The 22,820-nt window shown below is 42.2% G+C and carries 19 protein-coding genes and 2 tRNA genes; 5 read left to right on the top strand and 16 right to left on the bottom strand.

Annotated features, from left to right (window positions below; genetic code table 11):
• The first annotated feature begins 1,764 nt into the window (after positions 1 to 1,764).
• Positions 1,765 to 2,901 (top strand): serine hydrolase domain-containing protein, encoded by a 1,137-nt coding sequence (locus ACJJIL_RS06660; RefSeq protein ID WP_445361478.1) that lies wholly within the window; start codon positions 1,765 to 1,767, stop codon positions 2,899 to 2,901.
• Between the two features lie 127 nt (positions 2,902 to 3,028).
• Here the strand turns inward: ACJJIL_RS06660 and ACJJIL_RS06665 are convergent, their stop codons facing one another.
• Positions 3,029 to 4,138 (bottom strand): NADH:flavin oxidoreductase, encoded by a 1,110-nt coding sequence (locus tag ACJJIL_RS06665; RefSeq protein WP_445361479.1) that lies wholly within the window; start codon positions 4,136 to 4,138, stop codon positions 3,029 to 3,031.
• A gap of 100 nt (positions 4,139 to 4,238) precedes the next feature.
• Between ACJJIL_RS06665 and ACJJIL_RS06670 the strand changes: the two genes are divergently transcribed.
• Positions 4,239 to 5,135 carry a LysR family transcriptional regulator gene (locus tag ACJJIL_RS06670; RefSeq protein WP_445361480.1) on the top strand — a complete coding sequence of 299 codons (897 nt, stop codon included), beginning with the start codon at positions 4,239 to 4,241 and terminating at the stop codon, positions 5,133 to 5,135.
• A gap of 108 nt (positions 5,136 to 5,243) precedes the next feature.
• Here ACJJIL_RS06670 and ACJJIL_RS06675 read toward each other — a convergent pair whose 3' ends face one another.
• The 4 genes from ACJJIL_RS06675 to ACJJIL_RS06690 are packed head-to-tail and all read right to left on the bottom strand — an operon-like array spanning position 5,244 to position 7,859.
• Positions 5,244 to 5,852, bottom strand: coding sequence for a DNA-3-methyladenine glycosylase I (locus ACJJIL_RS06675; RefSeq protein ID WP_445361481.1), 609 nt, complete (start codon positions 5,850 to 5,852; stop codon positions 5,244 to 5,246).
• Between the two features lie 9 nt (positions 5,853 to 5,861).
• Complete coding sequence (locus ACJJIL_RS06680; RefSeq protein ID WP_445361482.1) at positions 5,862 to 6,164, bottom strand: YciI family protein; 303 nt, start codon at positions 6,162 to 6,164, stop codon at positions 5,862 to 5,864.
• Positions 6,165 to 6,190: 26 nt separating this feature from the next.
• Complete coding sequence (locus ACJJIL_RS06685) at positions 6,191 to 6,763, bottom strand: TetR/AcrR family transcriptional regulator (RefSeq protein ID WP_445361483.1); 573 nt, start codon at positions 6,761 to 6,763, stop codon at positions 6,191 to 6,193.
• A gap of 10 nt (positions 6,764 to 6,773) precedes the next feature.
• A complete protein-coding gene (locus ACJJIL_RS06690; protein WP_445361484.1) occupies positions 6,774 to 7,859 on the bottom strand; it encodes an alkene reductase in 1,086 nt (361 codons plus the stop codon).
• Between the two features lie 174 nt (positions 7,860 to 8,033).
• Between ACJJIL_RS06690 and ACJJIL_RS06695 the strand changes: the two genes are divergently transcribed.
• The 3 genes from ACJJIL_RS06695 (at position 8,034) to ACJJIL_RS06705 (ending at position 11,954) form a co-directional block, all read left to right on the top strand.
• Positions 8,034 to 8,741, top strand: a complete 708-nt coding sequence (locus ACJJIL_RS06695) for an alpha/beta hydrolase (protein WP_444941290.1) — start codon at positions 8,034 to 8,036, stop codon at positions 8,739 to 8,741.
• A 280-nt stretch (positions 8,742 to 9,021) separates the two neighbouring features.
• A complete protein-coding gene (locus ACJJIL_RS06700) occupies positions 9,022 to 10,185 on the top strand; it encodes a serine hydrolase domain-containing protein (RefSeq protein ID WP_445361485.1) in 1,164 nt (387 codons plus the stop codon).
• A gap of 284 nt (positions 10,186 to 10,469) precedes the next feature.
• A complete protein-coding gene (locus tag ACJJIL_RS06705) occupies positions 10,470 to 11,954 on the top strand; it encodes an APC family permease (RefSeq protein WP_445361486.1) in 1,485 nt (494 codons plus the stop codon).
• Positions 11,955 to 12,355: 401 nt separating this feature from the next.
• Here the strand turns inward: ACJJIL_RS06705 and ACJJIL_RS06710 are convergent, their stop codons facing one another.
• From ACJJIL_RS06710 to ACJJIL_RS06760, 11 genes are all read right to left on the bottom strand, one after another.
• Complete coding sequence (locus ACJJIL_RS06710) at positions 12,356 to 13,003, bottom strand: MOSC domain-containing protein (protein WP_445361487.1); 648 nt, start codon at positions 13,001 to 13,003, stop codon at positions 12,356 to 12,358.
• 586 nt (positions 13,004 to 13,589) lie between these two features.
• Positions 13,590 to 14,750, bottom strand: coding sequence for a patatin-like phospholipase family protein (locus tag ACJJIL_RS06715; RefSeq protein ID WP_444897855.1), 1,161 nt, complete (start codon positions 14,748 to 14,750; stop codon positions 13,590 to 13,592).
• A 621-nt stretch (positions 14,751 to 15,371) separates the two neighbouring features.
• Positions 15,372 to 15,914 (bottom strand): hypothetical protein, encoded by a 543-nt coding sequence (locus tag ACJJIL_RS06720; protein ID WP_413662627.1) that lies wholly within the window; start codon positions 15,912 to 15,914, stop codon positions 15,372 to 15,374.
• The gene (locus tag ACJJIL_RS06725) at positions 15,914 to 16,228 is read right to left on the bottom strand and encodes a hypothetical protein (RefSeq protein WP_413662626.1); all 315 of its coding nucleotides are present in this window, start codon (positions 16,226 to 16,228) and stop codon (positions 15,914 to 15,916) included. Before ACJJIL_RS06725 ends, ACJJIL_RS06720 begins: the two co-directional genes overlap by 1 nt.
• Positions 16,229 to 16,383: 155 nt before the next feature.
• The gene (locus ACJJIL_RS06730; protein WP_444897853.1) at positions 16,384 to 17,367 is read right to left on the bottom strand and encodes a right-handed parallel beta-helix repeat-containing protein; all 984 of its coding nucleotides are present in this window, start codon (positions 17,365 to 17,367) and stop codon (positions 16,384 to 16,386) included.
• A gap of 118 nt (positions 17,368 to 17,485) precedes the next feature.
• A tRNA-Arg gene (locus ACJJIL_RS06735) sits at positions 17,486 to 17,562 on the bottom strand.
• A 190-nt stretch (positions 17,563 to 17,752) separates the two neighbouring features.
• Positions 17,753 to 18,778 (bottom strand): serine-rich family protein, encoded by a 1,026-nt coding sequence (locus tag ACJJIL_RS06740; RefSeq protein WP_444897852.1) that lies wholly within the window; start codon positions 18,776 to 18,778, stop codon positions 17,753 to 17,755.
• Positions 18,779 to 19,471: 693 nt separating this feature from the next.
• Positions 19,472 to 20,269 carry a potassium channel family protein gene (locus ACJJIL_RS06745; protein ID WP_444933728.1) on the bottom strand — a complete coding sequence of 266 codons (798 nt, stop codon included), beginning with the start codon at positions 20,267 to 20,269 and terminating at the stop codon, positions 19,472 to 19,474.
• 803 nt (positions 20,270 to 21,072) lie between these two features.
• Positions 21,073 to 21,149: transfer RNA gene (locus ACJJIL_RS06750), tRNA-Arg, on the bottom strand.
• 252 nt (positions 21,150 to 21,401) lie between these two features.
• The gene (locus ACJJIL_RS06755) at positions 21,402 to 22,043 is read right to left on the bottom strand and encodes an outer membrane beta-barrel protein (protein WP_444933727.1); all 642 of its coding nucleotides are present in this window, start codon (positions 22,041 to 22,043) and stop codon (positions 21,402 to 21,404) included.
• A gap of 250 nt (positions 22,044 to 22,293) precedes the next feature.
• A complete protein-coding gene (locus tag ACJJIL_RS06760) occupies positions 22,294 to 22,782 on the bottom strand; it encodes a DUF1993 family protein (RefSeq protein WP_444933726.1) in 489 nt (162 codons plus the stop codon).
• Positions 22,783 to 22,820: the final 38 nt, after the last annotated feature.

A 22,820-nucleotide genomic window follows, 5' to 3' on the forward strand; every position in this document is an offset into this window, starting at 1 on the left:
AATTACTCATTCATATGGAAATATTCGAAAGGGGTAAGTGGTACAAAAGCCAATCATTGGCACTTCCACCTAAATATATCACAGAAAGAGAATTCTCGTTAAAAAGGTGTTGAATAATCCCATTTTTTACATAGGGGGCTTAATACAAGGGTAGAATTAAAAGTGTATAATTAGCTTATACTGCCATGTTCTATACAGAAGTAATCCTCGAGCAAAATTATGTACAATAAAGACCTCGAATAACTACCAAATTCCAACATCTCAGAGCGAGTAAAGTTTACTGAATCTGAAATCAACTTCAATAGTTGTGATGGTGTTCGCTTGATGTTTGCTATCTGTCGTCAACGTGAAATATTTCTTATGTTTTACTGACAAATCTAGCTTTTTTATTAGCATGCGGACTCGATAGCGCCCGACTTCAAAGCTTTTTTCGAGATAGCGTCATTAACCGAAAACGTCCGAAACTCTGTCGAGATTCTACAAATAGGGCCTTCAAACGGTGGCATAATTGTCATTTCTGACCATCTATTGATCTATTACAACGGCAACACTAATCGAAATAACTAGGCTCACTTACCAGCATTACATGGCAGAGTTCCTTATCTAGAAAGCTGCCGTGCTGTTTTTCAATAAATTAGTAATTTATTATATTTCTCTCGCAAAGAGTGCGCTGGCCTTTTTAGGATTTCTTTCTCCATCCGCAACTGCTTATTTTCACGTCGTAATCGAACTAGTTCTGCTCGCTTGCCTACATCCAACCTCACATCGCTTTGTTCCTGCCTCACTTCCTTTATGTAGCGTCGCAGGTTATTGGCCGTTGTTCCTACGGCCTCTTCTGCCTTAGGAATTTAATTCCCTTTCTAAGACACTAAAGTTACGACGTCTTTCTTAAATTCCGGTTTGCAATTCCGACGTGAACCTTTTGTTGTCATACTTAACCTCGCTTGGTAGCTTTACCATTTTAGCAAAGTGTCGGGAGTATTGGATCACACAACCTCGTTTTAGGTAGCCTTAGGGTACATTATATGCCAGTCGTTAAAGCTAGGCTGCCAAAACAGGAGGGTGATTAGAAATAGTTTATTTGCTATCGTATTCATCTGAATAGAATGCATATGAATATTTGAACTACGACCTTAAAAGGGACGTACATACTGGGATTCCTCTACGATCCATGAAAAAGTAGAAAAGCAAAAAACTTTCTCATATCAGAAAGCTACAGAAGAAGCCTTTGTGCTTAGATTTTTATTTTAAGAAAGAGGCAATTAAATATACAGCATAGACAAACTATTGCCCAGATGGGTTAGTGTTTGCTTTAAGACACTGAAGAATTTGAATTTAGATGTCCAAACTCCATTTGATGCAGTGTGAGTAAGTGTAGAGTAGGTAATGTTGAGAAAAATTAATTACTGGAGTTATTTAGATGTAAAAAGGCAGCTTGTTTATGGATATTATTAGAACGCGGGATGTTCAGATTTGCCTAATCTTGGTTGTGTACAGATAATGTAACAGGTTACAGTCATTTGGTGCTTTCAATGTCCACCAACGACTACTTGTATATAGATTGGGAATGATATTCCTTAAATTCAAAATCTGTTCATCTATGTTCTTGTTAATCCTCCTATATATCAATAATTGAGTAGAGTTTTAAAAGCTAAGTGGCGGAGTTGACGGCTATTTTTTTAATTGTCTGGGTTATATTTGAGTGATAAAGTCCATTAGTAAATGTTTTTATTTGGTGTGTGAAGGTTAAAAGGATTTAAAAATATGTACAAACGTATAACTTTAAGCGCTGTACTTTCTTTATGTTCGGTATTTCCGGCTGAAAGTTCAGTAGCGCATACGGGTGGCTTGGATAGTCTTTTTGTAAATGCGGTTTCTGAGGAGTCTGTGCCTGGGATTAGTGTGGCTGTAGGGGAAAATGGGCATGTTCGATGGGCAAGAGGTTATGGTTTTTCTGACCTCGAATCTCATGTTCCAATGACTAGAAAAACCAAATTGAGAATCGCCAGTGTTTCGAAAGTTATCACTGCAGCTGCTCTCATGAGGTTGAAAGAACAGGGGATTATTGAGTTGGACACCTATGTCTCTTCGCTGGTAGAGGCTTGGCCTGATTCACACGCTGATATTAGCTTAAGACAGATAACAAATCATACTTCCGGGATTCGCCACTACCAATCTTTGGGGGAATTTCTTTACAATGTGGAGTATAGTTCCACAATAGATGCGTTAGACCTTTTTAAGAATGACGATCTGCTTTTCTATCCTGGGACAGACTCTGAATACTCGACCTATGCCTGGACATTGCTCGCTGCCGCAATGGAGTCTGCATCAGGAACTGAATTTAAGAAGTTAGTTCAAGAGGAAGTATTTGATCCTTTGAACCTCAAAAATAGTACTTTTGATGAAAACTCTCCCATAATTTCCCACAGGCAAAGAGCTTATTCTTACTGGGGAGGAGGTCTAATCAACTCTCCAGAAGTAAATAGTAGCTATAAATATGCTGGCGGAGGTATGCTCTCTACACCAAGTGACCTGGTTAGGTTTGCTATGTCACATCTTGATAGTGGCTATCTGAGTGATGAATCGCTTTCTGAGCTTTTTAGCCCAGGAACTCTAACAAGTGGTGAGGAAGTTAGCTACGGTATTGGTTGGATTGTAGACTTTATCAGTTTAAGCAATTTGTATGATCCGGAGGAGGATGCGGAGCTGATTAGAGTTATCGAGGAGCATCCAAATATTAAATTGATGAGCGGTGAAGGAGTTGGTGGAAGTACCATGCTAATGCTTTGCCCTGATCATGCCCGCTCTATAAGCGTTGTCAAGAATGTAGATAGTGATCAAACGGCTGACTTGATAGAGCTATCTCTGAAAACATTAGATATTTTCCATAATAAAAACTAATTAATTTAAGGTGTCAGAAAGCTAAAGTTGCTAATTTTAAGATTACCCTTCACTCGCTTAGAGCCATTTTCTGGTCTACAAGGAGGGGAAGGGTAATTAAATTCCTCCGCCGTCCTCAGGTAACTATTTAGCTGTTTTTTCGAAAATAATCGCGAGCACATTCCAGTGTCGCATGGGGTGAAAGCATATCAAAAGTAAAGTTCTTTGGAGTCTGATTTTGTTTTATGGTATTTGGCCAGTCCTGATTGGCCAGGGCCGTTTTACCAAGCGAGATAATATCTGCTTCATTGTTTTCTAGGACCTGAGCTGCGAGTTTTGGGTCTGTAATTCCGCCATTGGCAATAACCGGTAGAGTACTATATTTCCTTGCCAGACATGCTAATGAGTTACTGTTTTCAAAGGCGGGAGTGTCTATTTTTGGTTCGGTGGTATGAATATAGTCGGCACCACATTGCTTCATTAGCTCGAAAACTTCGGCAGCTCCAGCTTCGCCTTCAGGCCAAATATAGTTGGTATCATTCACTTTTTTCTGAGAGAAACGAACACCTACTACAAAGTCCTTTCCGACCGCTGCCCTTACTGATTCAAGTGTTTCCTTGTAAATACGTAAACGGTTAGTGAGTACTCCTCCATAACAGTCTTTTCGTTTGTTGGTATAGGTGGTTAAAAATTGGTCTAACAAGTAGCCATTGGCACCGTGTATCTCAACACCGTCAAAGCCGGCAAGTTGTGCCAGGCGGGCAGCCTGAGCCAAGCCCTCAATAACCATTGCAATATCTCGCTGGGTCATGGCTTCCGGCATGGGATAGGGGCCTTCTCCATAGTAGAAGGGCATTTGACTTCCCTGGGGACGAACCATAGAGGGGCCAGCATTTTGATTGGTATAAGGGTTATATTGCGAAAGGGCGCCGGCATGCATCAATTGGGCATATATCCGGGCTCCTTGCCTATGAACTCTTGAGATAATCGGCTTCCAGCTCTGTGCATGATCGTGGCAGGCCATGCCAGGTTGATACTTGTAACCCTGACTATAAAGTCTGTCAGTATGTAATCCCTCGGTAATAATCAGCCCAAATCCTCCATGGGCAAATCCCTCATAGTACTCCTCCATCAATGGACCAACGCGACCATCCAGCCCGGCGCTGACCCGTGTCATCGGTGCGACTGCGAGCCTGTTAGGAATACGTAAGTTTCCGATTTCAACGGTGTTGAATAGATTGTGATATTTGGTAGCCATAAATATTTCTTACCTATTAAGATGTTTCATATTTTGACAATTAACGAATTGTTGTGTAAATCAGACATTAGGTAATTACAGTTTCAACTATTTATTGAATATGGCAGGAATTAATCAATTAGAGAGCTTGAGGGTTTTCAGTGCGGTCGTGGAGTATGGAAGCTTTACTACTGCTGCAAATCGTTTAGGTGTATCTGCAGCTTGGGTTTCTAAGTCGGTAGAGAGATTGGAATCTCGCTTGGGAACCACGCTTTTGCGCCGCAGTACTCGGCATATGCAGGTGACTAGCTCCGGGGAACGGTGTTACATGCGGGCACTTGAAGTGCTCAGCAGGTGGGATGCTTTAGAGGAAGACTTATGTGAATCCAATGATAGCCCTAGAGGAAAGTTACGGATTGGCGTCCCGATGTCTTGGGGATTATCCAAGTTCGGTTCCATTTTGAATATGTTTATGGATCGGTACCCGGAAATCCTTCTAGATATTCAAATGGGAGATCATTATGTGAATGTGCTAGATGAGAAGTTTGATCTTGTGCTACGGCTAACTAATGAGCTAGCTGACAGCTCCTTGTTATGCCGAAAAATTACCAGTTACCATCGAGTTGCCTGTGCGGCGCCTGAGTACCTTAAACAATATGGGGAGCCAGACCACCCCCGTGAGTTAAATGAGCATCACTGTTTGGTATATACCTTACCGGGTAAACCCAGTGTGTGGAAGTTTAAAGATAAAGGTAAATGGCTCGATATTTATCTGGAACCTAGGTTGACTTCTAATAACAGTAAATTACTCCATTGTGCTTTATTAGAGGGGAAGGGCATTGCACTGATCCCCCATTTTATTATTGATGATGACCTTAGAGAGGGGCGATTAGTTCCGATTTTGACAGGTTTCCAAACTGCTGAGCTAAACCTTTATTCACTTAGGCCTGGGGACCGTATGTCCTCCTATCGATTAAAATTACTATACAATTTTATATGTGAGCAGCTTGGTGAGTAAGATAGGGGATGTATCAGAGGTAATATCTTTTACCTTGGGTGCATCCCCTATCAAGCTCTACCCTTTTATAGATTACCTATGATCGTGCGGGTTAGTTCTAGTCAAGCATCAGGGTTTTACAAACCTATTTTTTGCACTCTCTACCTTAGATCGCGTGACACATCCCTCTAGATGGTCATTAATTAATCCCATTGCTTGCATAAAGGCATAGACAGTTGTTGGACCTACAAATTTCCAGCCTAACTTTTTCAAATCTTTCGATAGTGTGATCGATTCGTTTGAGGTAGACATGGACTGAGGCTTGCCAAGCATCTCTTTTTTAGGTTCGTATCTCCAGAGAAATGATGCAAGAGATCCTTCGTTCTTTACGATTTCCCTGGCACATTTGGCATTATTAATAACGGCTTCGATTTTACCTCGGTGTCGGACTATTCCCTCATTTAATAGCAGCTTTTCCACATTTGTATTGGTAAAACGGGCTATTTTATTAAAATTAAATCCATAAAAAGCTTCCCGAAAATTTTCTCTTTTGGCAAGAATTGTACGCCAGCTTAAACCAGACTGAAAACCTTCCAGGCATAGCTTTTCAAATAGGCGAAAATCGTCACTAACTGGAAAGCCCCATTCTTTGTCATGGTACTCCAGGAAATCTTGTGCAGAAGCGCACCAGTTACAACGGTATTTACCATCATGGCTTTGAATAAGTTGCGCGGCCATACCAATTACCTAACCGTTTGCCTCGGGTCTTAATAAGAATTCAAGCTGCGGACTAGCTTTGGATGAATCAATTTCTATGACATCGGCACTAACCACTTTTTCAGATACGAAAGGGTCTTGTTCGACGCGTATTAGCAATTCTTCATAAGTGGTGTTAAATGCTAGGATACCTCCACCAATTCCATGTTTTATACTTCCAGACAGTATAAAAACTCCATCATCGAAGCCTTTCTGTAACCACTCCTTATGGCCAGTCATATATTTTGCTGCTTGTGATTTTTTTTCTGAAAATTTTAACAAAATAATAAACATATACTCACAGTTCCTTGTAAATAGCGCTAAGCTTTCGCCTTGTATGTGTCAACCCAAGAGCACATTTTATTGACTTCGTACTCAACATAGTCCTTGTCCTGAAAAGCATTTGCTAAGGTTGCAACACCCTGGCTCCAAGAGAGAACCTGTAGAGCTAGTTTATCGGCATCAGTGTTGGGATTTAGTTGTGTAAATTGTGTTTTTAGCCATTCCCGAAACAGACTGAAAATTTTATTGGCATCCTCTCGCCCTACATGGTTCAACTTGGCAAGTTCATTGGAGAGAGTACCTACGGGACAGCCGAAATCTCTGATCTTATCCCAGTTGGTAATGACAATACGGATATAACATTTTATCCGTTGCTCAGATGTATTCCCTTGTGCTTCCCATTCTTCCAGCATTGCTTGGGTTTTTTGCAATCTTCTCTCTATAACACCAGATAGAATTTGATCTTTAGTCTTGAAATGGTGGTAGAAGTTTCCGCGAGAAATATTTAAAAGATTAGCGATATCCTTGAATGAGGTATGCTCAAAACCCTGTTGATAAAATAAGTCATCTGCTATTGCGATGATTCGGTCGCGGGTGTCTAGTTTTTCCATATCGATTACTTTACTGAATTTCTATTTGGGTTGAGGCAAATGGGTAGTCAGTGTAGCCTTTTTCATCTCCACCGTAAAAAGTTGAGTGATCGGCTTGATTGAGTGATATGCCTTGTTTGAGTCGGTAAACTAAATCAGGGTTGGCTAAAAATGGTGTTCCAAATGCAATTAGATCGGCATTATTACTTTTCAGGGATTTTTGGGCCAGTTCGAGATTATAGCCATTATTCGCGATATACACACCCTTAAAGCATTCGCGTAAAGCTGGATAATTTACGGTTCTCTCTTTTTTCATCATATCGCCTTCCAGAATATGAACGTAGGCAATATTCCGGTTACTTAGCTGCTCTAAAACATACTCGAAATTTTCTTGTGGGTTAGAGTCAGACATTGAGTTAAAACTATTCTCTGGTGTTAGACGCACGCCTATACGGTTTGAAGGCCAAGTTTCCATCACGGAATCAATTATTTCGTTTAAAAGACGCATGCGATTCTCTATATTTCCACCATAGAGGTCGTTGCGATGATTAGTCCCGTCACGCAGAAATTGATCAATCAGATACCCGTTAGCGCCGTGAACTTCAACTCCATCAAAGCCAGCCTCTTTAGCCATTTTTGCAGCAAAGCCAAATTGCTCCACGATTTTTGGAATCTCACTAGTTTCTAGTGCACGAGGAAGAGCAAAGTCCTTATGCCCCTCGTAGGTAACCGCTTGCCCAATTGGTTTAATTGCAGATGCGCTCACGGGAGCCTTTTTATCTGGTTGTAGGTCAGGATGGGAAATGCGCCCGCAATGTTGCAGCTGTATAAAAATTTTCCCACCAGCTTGATGCACTGCATGGGTTAACTTCCTCCAACCATCAACTTGATCAGCGGTGTATATACCTGGGGTGTAAGGGTATCCCACACCTTGCGTAGAGATAGGAGATGATTCAGCGATAATTAGGCCAGCGCTTGCCCGCTGTTGGTAGTGCGTAACCATCATAGGTGTTACGACTCCATTTTTGTCCGCTCGATTTCGCGTCATCGGCGCCATAACCATGCGGTTTGTAAGTCGAAGACCTGATAAATCGAAGGATTGAAATAGATTTGCCATGCTGTACTTCCTCTTTAACTAGCATTACAGGATCTAGGACGCTTGACCTAGAATCAATAATGCTAGGTCAGGCGTCCTATCCCTGTCAACCGTTTATCATTTGGGATGGGGGTGGAAGCTAAAAGTGGCGATAATTCATACAGGTGGAGTGCCTGGTCGTGGGGTTAAGTTTTTATGGCAACATTTGTTCTGGTACACGGTGCTTGGCAGGGAGGCTGGTGTTGGAAGCGGGTATCAGCGTTTCTTAGGCGGTACGGCCATGAGGTTTATAGCCCAACTCTGACGGGGCTCGGAGAAAGGGCGCACCTTTTAGATGACACAATCAACCTGGATACGCATATACAAGACATTTTGGGTGTTATCGCATGTGAAGAGTTAACGGATGTTGTCTTGTGTGGCCACAGTTATGGTGGGGTGGTAATAACCGGTGTGGCTGATAAGGTGCACCAGCATATACGATCCCTTGTCTATCTTGATGCCTTAGTTCCAGAGGATGGGCAAAACGTCTTAGATCTTTTGCCTGTAGAGGTCGGGTTGAGTTTTCAGGATATTGCCAGAACTCAGGGTGATGGATTTCGCGTAGCGCCAAGTCCTGCAATAGATTTCGGGGTTAACATTCAAGATCAGGCATGGGTGGATCGGCGCTGTGTCGACCATCCTCTGGGATCATTTGAGCAACCGATTCAACTACAGGGCTTATGGAAGCAAGTAGCTCGGCACCGATACATCTATGCGTCGGGGTGGGCACCAGGAATTGGTAGGCCGTTCTTTGAGAGAGCCCAGAGAGAACTTGGTTGGGAGACGATAAACCTTCCCTGTGGTCATGATGTGATGCTAGATATGCCCAAAGAACTTACCCAAATTTTGATAGCCTCGATATAGCGATAGCCGCGCTACTTTAGCAACTCCCCCCCCCCTTATGGATGCTCCAATGAGAGATGGGTCAAGTATGTCTCTGTATAATTAAAGTGCGTGTCGATATAAAAATAATTGATCTATTGAATCCAAATTCAGTATTGAATGCGTCTAATTAAACTGTAACTGATTAAGTGTGATCCCCCTTTTCTTGGCTGAAAATGGAGGCTTTACTAGGTAGTAGATCAGCTATTATTTACGAATTTATGATCCCCAGAATTATTATAGTGAATTTGAAGTGAGAAAAATGTTAAGAAGTTATTTGCTATTTGGTTTAATGGTGCTCTTCGTAGGGTTTCCTATGGAAGCCTCAGCAGCCGAGAATAATTTTTCTAAAGTTATGACTGAGGTTGCAGAATTAAAGAAGGAGTACAATCTACCATCTTTATCCGTTGCGATAGGGTTGGACAATCGTGTGGCTTTTGCGCAAGCCGTAGGTCTTGCTGATATTGAAAAGGGTTTGGAAGCTGATACAAGTACACAGTATTCAGTTGGTAGTTTGGCTAAACCGATGACGGGATTAGCTGTAGCTCGGCTAGTTACTAAAGGTAAACTCGATCTGCAATATCCGGTAAGTAAGTATGTAGAGAGGCCCCATTATACTCGGCTATTCAGTGTTGCTGAACTTGCCGCACATACCGCTGGTGTGCCACATGATACACCGGAAAGAGATTTGGCTGAGTTTTCCAATGTAAAAGATCATCAACACCCACTTGATGCATTTTACGTATTTGATAAACACCCTCTGCTATTTGAATCTGGAACAGAATATCGTTATTCATCGAATGGTTATATCTTGCTATCCGCTGTTGTAGAGCAGGCTTCGCAAAAAGGGTACGTTGATTATCTCAGTTCCGAATTCTGGGATTACCTGGGAATGAAGGCCACAGAGTTGGACACTTCATTTGCAGGGCACGAAAATGAAGCGGCCTATTATTCAAGTACCAGTAAAAAGAGTGTGCATGTTAAATCAACGACCAAGCGAGATAGGAGTTTCCTTTTTGGAGGTGGAGGATTTATATCAACACCCTCTGATCTGGTAAGAATGGCTCAAGCTACCTATGAAAATGGATTTTTGTCTACAGATGCCCTACAAGCGCTTTCTGTGCCATTGAAATTACGCAATGGCGAAATAAACAAGGAAAAATATTCCCTTGGTTGGCGGGTGGGTGGCATAAATCTAGGGGAGCAAGATAAGCCATGGTTGGTACTGCATCACGGTGGCGTGACTGATGATGCGGCTACGGCTTACCTTTTAGTTGTTCCTGAATGTAAGGCCTCTATAGCTTTTGCGACTAACTATGTGCCAGAAAAATTCTGGCGGATGCGGGGGCGTATGGCGTCAATCTTGAAAGAATACCTTGATGTTGAAAGATGCAACCGCTGGGATTTCCTTCAGCCCTCTGTATAGTTGCGTTAACTTTCATTGCTGCATATGTTGAACGTGCCTCCCGGCAGGCAGCCCTAAGCTTTTGGAAGGGCGAGTTGATGCTCATGTCAAATTTCTATAAGGCCTTTAAAGGCTTCTATACAATATCTCCATTTTTAATTTTGACTTATACCTGAAGTAGAAAGAGATAACTTACTGTTCTTTGGTTGAAATGAACTGGGCTGGCTAAACTAAAGATATTAGTAGCAGGAGCTATCAGATTAAATAGAGAAGACGCCTGCATAACACTATAGAAAACGGTCGATATGGGTTGTGCCAAAGGCGGAAAAAAACGTGTTTCTCTGTTGAGTGCTACGCTGCTTAGTGCCACCTGTATGATAGGTTCGGGCTGGTTGTTTAGTGCGCAGCTTACGGCAAACTATGCAGGTAATTGGGCTTTTGGAGCCTGGATATTAGCGGCGCTTTTGGTCTTGATGGTTGGCTTGTGCCTAAGCCGTGTCGTTGCATTCTACCCAGTCCGTGGAGCCCTCGCTCAATCCAGTGCATTGTCGCACAATAGTATTTTTGGAATGCCATTTGCGTTTGCTAACTGGTTTGGCACATTAATGGTTGTTGCGACCGAGGCGCAGGCAACAACCCAATACCTCTCATCTGCTATAGATTCCTCTTTGTTAATTGATAATCACACCTTGACTCCTTGGGGGAAGCTTCTCGCGTTAAGTATTCTTTTTGTATATTTGCTGATTAACTATTATGGAATACGGTTTCTTGCCAAGATCAATAATGTTGTCACTGTTCTAAAGATATTTACTCCCACCTTTGCAATAGTTGTATTACTTATTGTTGTATTTAGTAGTGATACAAGTGGGTCAAATTTTTCAATTGACTCTAATCAGGAGTTTGGGTTTGGAAGCGCTTTTTCCGCTGTTATTGGGGCAGGTCTAATATATTCGTTTAATGGCTTCCAGATCAGCGTTGCCTTTGCGAGTGAGATAAAACATCCCAAGCGCAATATTCCTTTGGCCGTTACTTTATCAATAACAATAATGACGCTTGTTTATCTTGCATTGCAATATGCTTTTATGGCCTCAGTGCCGAACGATCTTCTGGTGGAAAATGGTGGTTGGCAAGGGATTAATTTTGACTCGCCGCTTTTGGACTTGGCGACACTGCTTGGCTTGCACTTTCTTGCAATGATACTACTCGCAGACAGTGTGATAAGTCCCTCGGCATCTGGATATACTTATTTGGGGGCCTCGTCAAGAATTCTATTTGCAATGGCCTCTGTAGGGCAAATGCCGCGATGGTTAGCTGTTTTAGATCCTGTACATAATTTATCAAGGCGCTCAATGCTTACTAATTGGTTGATAGCAGCAGTTGTACTTGCTCATGCTGATAGTTGGGCAGCACTTATGGTGATCGTATCTGGCTATCATATAGTTGGATATATGGCCGCCCCCATTAGCATGGGAGCACTTGAACCTGGTACGAGATACTTTGGGGCTGCTGTCTTTGCTGTACTGGGGGTGCTCATGATTACCATAACTTCATCATCCCTTTTGTTGGTGTGCGCCTCTTTGTCAGTACTTATTTGTATTTATGCATCATTGCATATTGCCAGTATTGGGATTAAGAAATTATCTGTGCTAGTTCTGCCGTTTATTATATATTTATGGATTTTATATCTTATTCAGTATACTTGGGTGGTAGTTGTTTTTTCATTTGCTTTTTATTTGTTAATATCTTCGAAGCCCTATGTTAAATTTTGCAGGGTATATAATAAACTGTAGTTTGATGTAAGGTTTTAAATGGTTGGTGTTTGTGATATTAGTATAAAATTCCTGGGTGTTGGGCGCATCCAAGTACATGAGTGAATCCTTTAGCCAAGGCCAATTCTGACAGGATCAGTTTAAGTTTTTGCATGCCTGATAATACCTGTCATTTTATCCGCAGATATATTGGTAGGTGGCAATAGGGGGTATTCGAGTACAGCTCGCGCAGTAGTATCAAGTTGAGGAAGCCTATTAATTCTTGTTTGTTTAATAAGTTAGTACTTTTCGCCAAAAAACTACTACTAAAGTATTTAAGTCCGGGGTAGTGCCGGGTTTTAACTTTTACTATATAGCCCTCATGGAGACTCACTTTCGGAGGGAACATAGCTAGTAGGCTGATGTGATAAGTTGCTCAATTGTCAGAGCTTAGAGAGCCGCCTTACAGCTTTCTCTCTCCACTCTTTGGATAAGGGTTGTAGCTGACTTGCAGCCTGGAGTACTTGCTTGGTATTGGGAAATTGCTTATCAAAAAAAGCTCTGAACATAGATCGTATGTCGATTGAGTTTGGAGCTTCAGCTATCTTACAAATCGAAATCCCTTCTTTAATATGCCCCTCCTTAACAACCCTAAAATATACACCGCAATTAAAGCTACTAGTGAGAATCTTGGCTGCAGCGTCATTATCTAGGGCCATGCTTAGCTTAAAGCAGGGTATTCTGGGTTGACTTACCTCAAGGATACAACTGCCTATGCGGAATTGATCTCCAACAAAGATATTTTGTTCTCGAAGCCCTTCTACCGTTAAATTCTCACCAAATGCGCCATACTTAAGGCTCTTTCTGCCTAACAGGTCTTCCCAGTAAGGGTAGTGGTCATTAGAAAACGCATATATGGCCATATCTTTGCCGCCATGATTTTTTAAGTCTGCCTGCTCATCTCCTTCCAAATTATTCTTTCCAACAAAAACTTTTCCTTGGACTGGCTTCTTGAAGATCCCCGTTGTTACAGTTTTACCCTTGTATTCGCAATCTACTTTTTTGGATACGTTTATAGAGAGGAGTTTCATATTTTCTTATTGGTAGATAATTTATGCAGGACCTGGATCTTAGCAAAATATACGCTTAATGCACAGCTATCCTATGTTGCTTTGATGTCCTATAGGGCGGCTTACATATATCTGTTTATTGGTTAATGGTTGGAAGATTTATCCCGATACCAGCGCCAGCGATCTTCTTCGTACTCATAGCATATATTATCGCAGCGGATCTTCTTCTCTACGCACCAGTCTTGATTTTCATTATCTCTAATGCAGTCATAGTAGCTATTCTTACAGGTTTTTATACACCTGTTTCGAGCCTCACGATCATGAAGTTCTCCAGCTCTTACATTCACAAAGAGGCAGGAAGTCAGTGTAATTAGAATTGTGATTAGATAGCGAAGCTTTGGCATGGTTAAACGCCGTTTGATTTTGCTCCTGAAGAGTAATGTCACTAGCGATAAATCAGTAAAATATTTGTTGGTTGGTTTGCTGGCAGGCGGGTGAGAGGGTGTTGGGTGCTAAGCGTGTATTTTCTGATAGAGTGAATGCCTCTGTCCTTAGATTCGGCGGCAACCGTTTTGTTGAGTTGCCGCCTTACATTGTGATGAGATTTTTATCCGTTGGCAGTGGCCAATTGGTCAATTACCTGTTGTATTTTCTGTTTATTGTTTTTAATGAGTCGATCTGAATGAATCTTGAGTGAATCGATATTGTCGTATTCAAATAGACCGACATGGGGTTCAGTTACCTCTACATTGAGATAGTCATATTTGATCTTTACATTGTTGGAGAGTAATGAAGCAATTTCCAGGGCGTGCAATTGCTGCTCATCCATTGATCTTTGAACACTTGAGATAGCATCTCGTGCCCACTGTAGTATGCCCCAGTTTTTCAGGTCTTTATATTTTACCTGCGAACTGGTTAGCGGGGAGGTGCCGGACCCAAGAATCAGCACATAGTAGTTCTTGTGAGGGAACTCTTTGATGATATCCAGGAGCGCAACACTTGCAGGGTTGTTGGCAGAAATACCTGCGTCGGCAAAGTATTTATGGCCCACTTCTTTGCTGTCAGCCATAAAGCCAACTGGGGGAAACAGTGAAACCCCACTAACTGCAGCTGTGACCAGTTGGTATAGGCTGTTGGTAGGAAGCTCACTGGTATCTCCTCCTCGGTTTTTGAAGAGGTGAAGTTCACCAGTATTTACACTGAGCGAGGGGATAATCACATAATTTTTCAAATCGGTGAAGTTAAGCTCTGGTGTATAGTGCTTCTCCATCACTTTGTGAAGGCGGCGACCCAAATATTTTGGAGAAAAAAGACCGGATGCCGTAAGCAGTTTGTGATACCAAGGGGTTGAAAACAGATAATTACTTTTCGACTTGTATAAGTTAATAAGCAAGTCTGTTTTTGAATCGACATTGGCATAGTTTTTAGCCAGGTGAGATGAGCGGACATTCAACCCGGTAACAATGACAGCGCCCGTCGAGACACCACTAAACACATCGAAAAGCTCGTCAACTGGTTGCCCCAGTGCTTTTTCCAAGTGCTTAATGACATATAGTGGTATGAGTCCACGGATACCACCACCGTCAATGACAAGTATGTTGATCGTATCTTTATCATTGAGATGATTGCGTATCGCAGTCTCATCCTCTTGCACTGGTGAGCGATAAAATGTTGCGCTTGCTGTAAGAATGTAGTTGTACAGATAGGCGCAGGCAGTGAAAATCACGATGATCACTGTACATATAATAAGGATATAGCTGAGTTCCATTTCTGCACCTATAAGGTATTTACGTCGCAAGGATATAGACACCGAATCTTTGATATTGACTAAATGGAGAGAGCGGGTTTTGTCGGGTAAGAAGGGGGGCGGAAAAAACGTATGATATTACTTTTTATGGGTTGAACGGTCCGTAGTTTTTTCTCGGTTTTAAGGGCTTTCGGTGAGAAAAAAGTGCGATTTATAGATCTGTGCATCTTATTTTCAGTTTTCTGGTAATGATTATTTCGTATATCGACTTTTTCGAAATTATCGATATATCGACGATGACCGAATGGTTTAATATGAGATGAAGATGACTATTTAGTTAAATATCAATAGTTTGATGCTGAATGGAGTGCTGTCCTAATTTAGGATAATACACGCTCCAAAAAATAAGTGTATTTCTGTATTAACTCATTAATTTTTCAGTGCTTTTTGCTTGACTGGAAATTCCGTCTTTAGTGATTTTTTACGCATAGAATCTTGAGTGTCCACAGAGTCCAGCCTTCTTGGCTGACTCCCAGCAGGATTGATATCAGCGCTTGGCGTACTGGCTGGTATCAAAGTTTGCCCTTGATAGCGCTTGCCATGCAAATAGCCAAAAAGCTCTCGGTGGCTGAAAAGAGGGGCTCAGCAAGGAGAGGAATGCTTTTTAAAGGTATTGAGCAGGGTTTTGGCTTCTTTAAGGCTTAGCAAATGTGCCCTGAATGAATTGGCCCCGGCATTTACTCCCAGAGAGATCAATTTCATCACTACATTGAACGCGAGTTCTGATTTTAGGTAGGGGGTAAATGCCAGAAAGGCATTAAATATAGACTGATGAACTCTGTTTAGTAACTCTTGTATATCTGGATTGCTGGTTGATATCTTCTCGGCCTTTTTCTCAAAGGCTTTTAGCTGATTGACATACTCTGAAAATAACCTGAGATTAAACACAACCGTTCTGTGCTCTTTATATCCGGCAATGATGGTGCTGAGTGCATCATTGATCTTGCGTAAGGCTATGTAATCATTTCTTGATAGGTCGGTATAAGAATCGGAGAGATAGCCGATCGTATCTCTCCGTAGCTGACAAAACTCAAATAAGTGTTGATCATGCTTCTTTACTTCCAGAAGCTGATATATTTTCGCGAAAATGAAGACAAGAGCAATTGCCGGCAATAGATAGAGCACTACTCAAACTCCTTTTCATTAATTGGCTTCTTGGGCGCGTTTTTCCTAGTGGGAGGTGAATAAGAGAAGGCGTTGTCCATCAACTTTAAAAACCTGTCCCTATATTCTTTATTATCTGCTGCAAGCCGGTCAATTTCAACTTGTCGGTCCTTCAGGCGCCCACTGTACATCCAGAAGAGGAGGTAATGCGCAAAGATGAAAAATATGACAAAGAGGCCATTCTTAAGCCCCACATTCTGTACGAACTGAAGTATATCTTTGAGGATATCAGTCATGTAGTCCCTTACTTCTGATTTTGACAGCTCCTCATGCATTTTTAACTATTGAGACTCTTGATTCAACTTGGTTTAACTTTGAACAGTAATTTTGGTACTTGAGTCTTATTTGCTTCTGTTTAAATCCCGGATATAGCCTTCGTGAGGCTGGAGGTGCCCGACCTTGCAGCGCAAGCCACTTCTCTTTTGGGCAGTTAGTCTAAGCATGTGGGGTCTGAAGTAGTGAACTGGTTTCCACTCCAAAGATTTCTTTCATTGCAGTCGGGGTCAAAGGGATCTGCGAGGTCAAATTGCTGATTGCCGTTTAGGGTATTCCCGGTAACCCGGTTGTTTAAGCTGTTCGAGTCGGTAACGATAATACCGCCATTGCTTGGTAGTACCGAGAGCCCATTATTGGATACCGTGTTGCTTGCAATCGAATTGCTTGAGCCGCCACTTAGATTAATGCCCACCTGCCCATTATCCGCCACATTGTTACTTGCTATGTTGTTGAAATTACCGTTTATCAGGATTCCAGCTTCACCGTTATTCTCAATGATGCTGTTAGATACAAATGTGAAGTTGCCGTCAATCTCGAAGCCGTCCTCGCTAAACCCAGAAACGGTAGTAAAGGAGATATTGTTATAGTCTCCCAGGATTTCAATGCCTTCGTCTCCGCCTCCTAGTACCGTACTGCGACTAATGGTGTTGTAATCGCCAAAAACCTCAATACCATCAGAGATGGTTGAAGTAGCAGGACCTGTAATATCGACGTTGGTGATGGTATTGCCGTTGCCGAATAGTAAAATTGCATTTCTTACAGCGCTATTTATTTCCATATTGGAGATGGAGTGGAAGCCTGAGCTGGAGGTGATGACACCATTGGTGCAGTTGGTTAGTTGGCCGTTGCTGAGATATGCTGCGGTGCCCTGGAGGTCTATTGCGTAGAAATCTGTTTGGGTTGGGTCCAGCGATACGCAGCTAAGCTCAAACCCCGCCATATTCAGGCTCCCTGATGGGCCTACAATGGTGAGTGCTACAGGATTGGCGATACTCAACTCGCAATTCAGGTCCTGAGATAGAGTGGTGGGCTCAGATATAGTGTCGCCGCATTCAATGGCCAGTGCGGCCGTAGATAGGGTAAAGACTGCGGCTAACAAACCTAGCTGCTTAAGTACATTCAGAGTCGTGATATCCATGGCGCTAACCCCTGAAAACTTCTCCTTGTTTCCATAGTCCAAAGCCTAGCTGTGTTTTGGTGTTGAGGTTGTCGCAATAAAAAAGGGGCTTACGTCAAAAACGTAAGCCCCTTGAAAATGGCGCGCTCGGGAGGATTCGAACCTCCGACCGCCTGGTTCGTAGCCAGGTACTCTATCCAGCTGAGCTACGAGCGCGTCGAGGAGGCGCACAATATAGATTGGTGTAGGTAGAGTCAAGCATTTTTTTCATATGAAGCACTTTTTTGGTGTTTGGTGACAGTAAAACCTGTTTGTCTGTTTCTGTTTTCTCACAAAGGGATTTGGCTCAGGAGCCGTGGGTAGGGCTTTCTAGAGGTTATAAGAGGCTTTTGAGGCTCTACGGCGACTACTGACTGATCGTTCCGCTATTGCTTGTTCCCAGCTGGGTTACATTGGCAAGTTGTGAGGTTCCACTTTGGCTAGCTGTGAGGCTGTTCAGGGTCCCGTTTTGAAGGGATGTTAAAGTGTGGTTCATTCCGCTCTGATTCGACATTACAGAGTTCTCCATGCCGCTTTGGGTGGTCCATGAGTTAATTTGTGAGCCTGTCTGAAACAGTGTTTGTGAATTTTGCATGCCTTGTTGGCTTATATTTAATTGGCTAAAGGAACTGTTGGATTGATTGGCTGACACGGTATTTAGCTCACCAACTTGATCTCCAATAGCAAAATTATTACCGCCTGCACTCTGACCAAGGCTGAATATATTTCCAGTGCCAAATTGTGTAGAGCTGGCAAAATCAGAAATGCTTAAGCTGTGAGATATTCCACTCTCATTTTGATCTCCGATTTGTAAAATTTGAACGGTACCCAGTGAGCTTTCAATCTGTATAGATACTCCGACATTGTTAGTGCCATCCTGAGTCATATTCATGAAATTATTGGTGCTATCTATTTGGGTGAGCAAGGTAGTATTAGAATCGCCTTGTTGTAAGGAGATGGCAGTGTCATTAGAAGAGCGAATTTGCGTGCCGGCTGTTCCATTATTGATCCCAAAAAGTGTCTGGGATAATGTCGTTCCAATAGAATCAATCTGAAAATTTGACAGTGTGTTTCCATCACCATTCTGTAGGATAGTCATACTGGATAATTCAGCATTTTCCTGCTCTAAGTTTAGAGTGGTATTTGCGTTGCCTATTTGTGTATGGCTGATGGAGCTATCAAGGGTAGCTCCAAATTGGATTGCTTCAGAGAAATTATTGTTGCCATTTTGCACTTGTAGAATGGTGCTGTTCTGAGTGCTTGAGTCGGATTGATCCGTCATTGCCATGTTGCCGGTACCGGTCTGCTGTACAATGGAAGTATTATTATTTGCCTGTAGATGTGCACTGAAAGTAGTAAGTGCAACTGCCATAACTAAAAAATTTGCTTTCATAGTGCGACCTCTAGGGTGTAAATGGAAATAGTAGTTGGATTGATATCAGTAGGATGCGCATACTTGGTTATGTTGCCCTCTAAGGGGAAGTTGATAGTGTCAAAATTGGGGGCTGTTTTGAGTGGCGCTAAGGGCAGTTGTAGCCAAATACTGCAAAGGAGGCTATCAAATTGTAGGAGGCGTCTGGCGAAAGACTTCACGCAACTTGACCCCATTTATGCTCTGTCACTCGTCTCACGGGAAGCCCTTTGGGTAACCCCGGTGCAGCCATCCTTCTCGCGACATCTTGATCAGGTCAATCGGTGCAGGGAAAGTGTTGGTGATCTGAGTTGAAGTTGCCATAGGAACTCAGTGTTAAATTACTAGGAAGAAAGTTCAGGTTTTAGTGCCCATTAAATTCCAAGTAATATCTTCTATTAAAAATTATCTTAGGTTTTAAGTAGTGGATATTGTCAGCGAAGATGAAAGGCCATTAAGCAGACCTCTCCCGACTTAAATCGTAGTACAATTCGAAAAATTGCTACTTGCTACTGATAAATAATACTTGAATTGGAACTTTGGAAGCTGGATATAGCATGTCCGGCAGTATCTGTTATTTAGGTGGGGCCCTTGTATACCCCGAACAGGATGACTTATGGTTGAGATAAATATTAAGGCTTGGATCTAGTTTGCCCTTAACCTCTTGGCGGTTTATTAGCCTTGGCTAACGTGCGATTCTAGTGAATTGATATAACCCATATATATGTCTCGGTCACGCCTGTCTCCATTTGCATCGACTCCTGCCATAATGTCATTGATTAGATTGAATAGAGTTTCCGATAAGGTCTCTGATGCTTCACTCACAGCTTCAAGTCGGACAGACTGGCTTATATGGGTATAGAAGAAGTCCAATAGCCTTGTATCGTGGAGATTTATCGTTGAGCAAGCCAATTCTATTTGTCGGGCGTATATTTTGTATTCCGTCATGACCATTGCTCTGAACTTGTAGTCTCGAGGAAGGGCTTCCTTAAGGATATTTGCATTTCTATTATTATTGTTCTCCAAATATGCTCTAAAACCCATCATGTCATAGGATGCTGGGGCTTGTTCTTTGTGGGTTATGGTGCTGATAGCCGCGGCACAAAAGTCGGCCATATGAACTCGAAAATAGTGGTATGCATTTTTTAATTGTTCGACTCTTTTTTCTTGTCTTAATTTTTCTTGTCGGTTTGATTGGTATTTTGTAAATTCATTCAATAGTAGCCCAAATGTTGCAATTCCCGTCAGTGTTTCAATGGAGGTTAGTAGGTAACCGAGCTCATTGACAGGGTAAATTTCTCCATAGCCCAAAGTTGTTATTGTTACAATGCTGAAGTAGATACTTTTTGTGAAGTCGAGCTTTTCATTTATACAGGAGTCACATTCACTATATATTGCAGCAAAGATGAAGATTACTGAAAAATAACCGACAAGTATTTTTTTCCATGTCAGAAAAGATAGGAAACGTGTCATGTTCTGTGCTCATTAACTATAAGCGATGTAATTTATGCCTGCGCCATTCCTTTTGGGATAATTATGATCCCGCCAGCAAGTGTAAAAGAGGGCTGCTTGCAATCAGTCAATCTGGATTATGGTGGCTGTTTTGATCTTACGTTTCTATTAGCATAGTAATGTTAGCTAAGTTGTGAATTATTGAGTCGACACTATAAGGTGTATTGCTTATGGGGTGGTGGTGTTGAGAGCATCATTTGCATTCATGAGTTGATGTGGAGGGGATAGGTTATATCATCGAGAAGCTCGCGCCTCAATTTATCTAACATCTAAAATGGTCTGTACGCGAGGGAGTATGATTATTGCTCTTCAGTAGAGAGTGTTGGTGCGTAATTCTATTACACCTGATAATGGCTTTTCGTTGGCTATTTGTCGACTGGGGTTCGCCCACTTAATTGTTGCTAATGGAGCTCAGTTAAAACCTAGTACTTACCCAATCGCTGGCTTTCTTCTTGGGAAGGAGGAACTGGCTCAGCCCCTGCTTGTATAAATTTATCTGTAACACCGGCAATTTATGTTTCTGGCAGTGAGCCGCCAATTCCATCACTAGCTCTCAGCAATGGGTTCAAGGTGAGGAATACTTCCCAGAAGTTCTTGTGTTACGGCCCGATGACTGATGCCTAGTGGTGGAGTTCTGGGGGAGTTGATGGCGATGGGGCCGACTCAGGCATAAAGGTAGTACTGGCGGTGATATATGCATGCGGGTTCTACCGCGCTATAACAAAAAAGGGCTTACGCCGTTAAGCATAAGCCCTTTGTTTGTATGGCGCGCTCGGGAGGATTCGAACCTCCGACCGCCTGGTTCGTAGCCAGGTACTCTATCCAGCTGAGCTACGAGCGCGTTACGGGTGCGGATATTATAGATGCCCCTGGTGCAAGTCAACCTAAAGAATGAAAAAAACCCTTAAAAATCATTATGTTGGCTAAAGATTAGGCATTTTGGGGGTATTTAGTGCAAGCCGAGATTTTCTTGGTTGCCGATTGGCTCCCGGCTACCTCTAGGTGGCCCAGAGGCATTTGATTGTTTTTAACTTTAGTAAGCGAAGGGAGCTGCAGCTGCTTTCTCTGTAGCCCCTCCTACTTGCAAGGTGGATTAGAAGCGGGCTTCCACTGATAAGTCAAACCCGTTTACAGCTACGATGTCGTTATCGATTGTCTTCCACTGAAGCTTTCCAGAGAATTTATCGGTAAAGTCATAGGTAACACCAAGGCCGTAAGTTAGATCCACATCTTTTTCACTGTACCTCTCAACTGGAGATATGAGTGACCACCAAGTGGATACAGGTCGGAACTCACTGTCGACCCTGGTGTAGGAAATACCAAGATTCGCATTCAAGGTCAGTTTTTCGAGAACCGGGTAGTGAGCGACACCGCTCAACAGAAAACTGCTGACTTCAAGTGTTTCGTCATCCGCGATGTAGGCATGTTTGTACGCTTCTTCCAACTCGTCATAATAGTTAACCGAGGCGATATATTCGTCATAGGCACTGCCAAAATTGCTGTATCCAGCTTCTACAGAGAAGTACGGGTTAAATTTATACCCGAGATAAATATTTAAAGAATTTGTTTGATCGCCGAAGCGCTGGCCATCAAGGTAATGATCGGACTGAGTTTTCTGGCCATCAAGGTCATGGTACCCTAGGCCAAACCCGATATAGAACGGGTTCTCTTCTGCTAAAGAGGCATTAGAGATTGTCAGGGCTAAGGGGACTAATAATAGTTTAGAGATTTTCATACCGGTTACTTCTATTCCATGAAAAGTTTGGTGTAGATGTCGAATTGTATCGCGTTTATATTTTTTTTTATGAACTTGGTCAAGTTATTTTAAATGAGGTGAAATTTTCTGAGTCTGAATTTTTAGCACCATAGTAATAGTTACGGCTCATGGTGATATTCTGGTTAATGCCGTGAGGGGATATGTTTGGCGAATTATTTTTGATGATAAAGAGCTGGAAGAATTTGGCGCTGAAGTGTTTTGGTGATTTTTATATAAAACTAAATTCAGCCGGGTAACTGTGGAGCCCATCAAAATCGCCTTTGCTAAGGGTTACACCGCAGTGGCGTGCAATTGCATAAACCATGCTTATATGGAATAGAAAGTTTGGAATTATATATTGATGGATATATTGTGGCTGTGGGAGATCCACTGTTGTGAAACCCGCTTTATCATTGATTCTTCTACTACTGTCCAGATCGGTTACTTCGGGTAAAGAATCTAAATAATTTAGTGTTTTCTGGATAGTTCTCAGAATAATTTCCTTTGTATTCCCATCTTCTTCAAATGTCGCAATTTTCTGATCAACGAGTGGGCAGTATCCGCGAAGAGAAAAATTGGCTGCAATTTTTGCATTCTCGGCTAAGCTGAACATGTCAGGTGCCAGCTGCTTGTGAAATATTTCCTGTGGAATTTTAGTCGTAATGGAAAGCAGTTGGGAAAGATGATTATGAAGAAGGCTCTTGATAGATATTTGCATTAGGTAACCTGATAACAGCGGAGTGAATTAATTTTTTT

Source organism: Microbulbifer maximicatervae (SeqCode) (genome assembly GCF_052468095.1).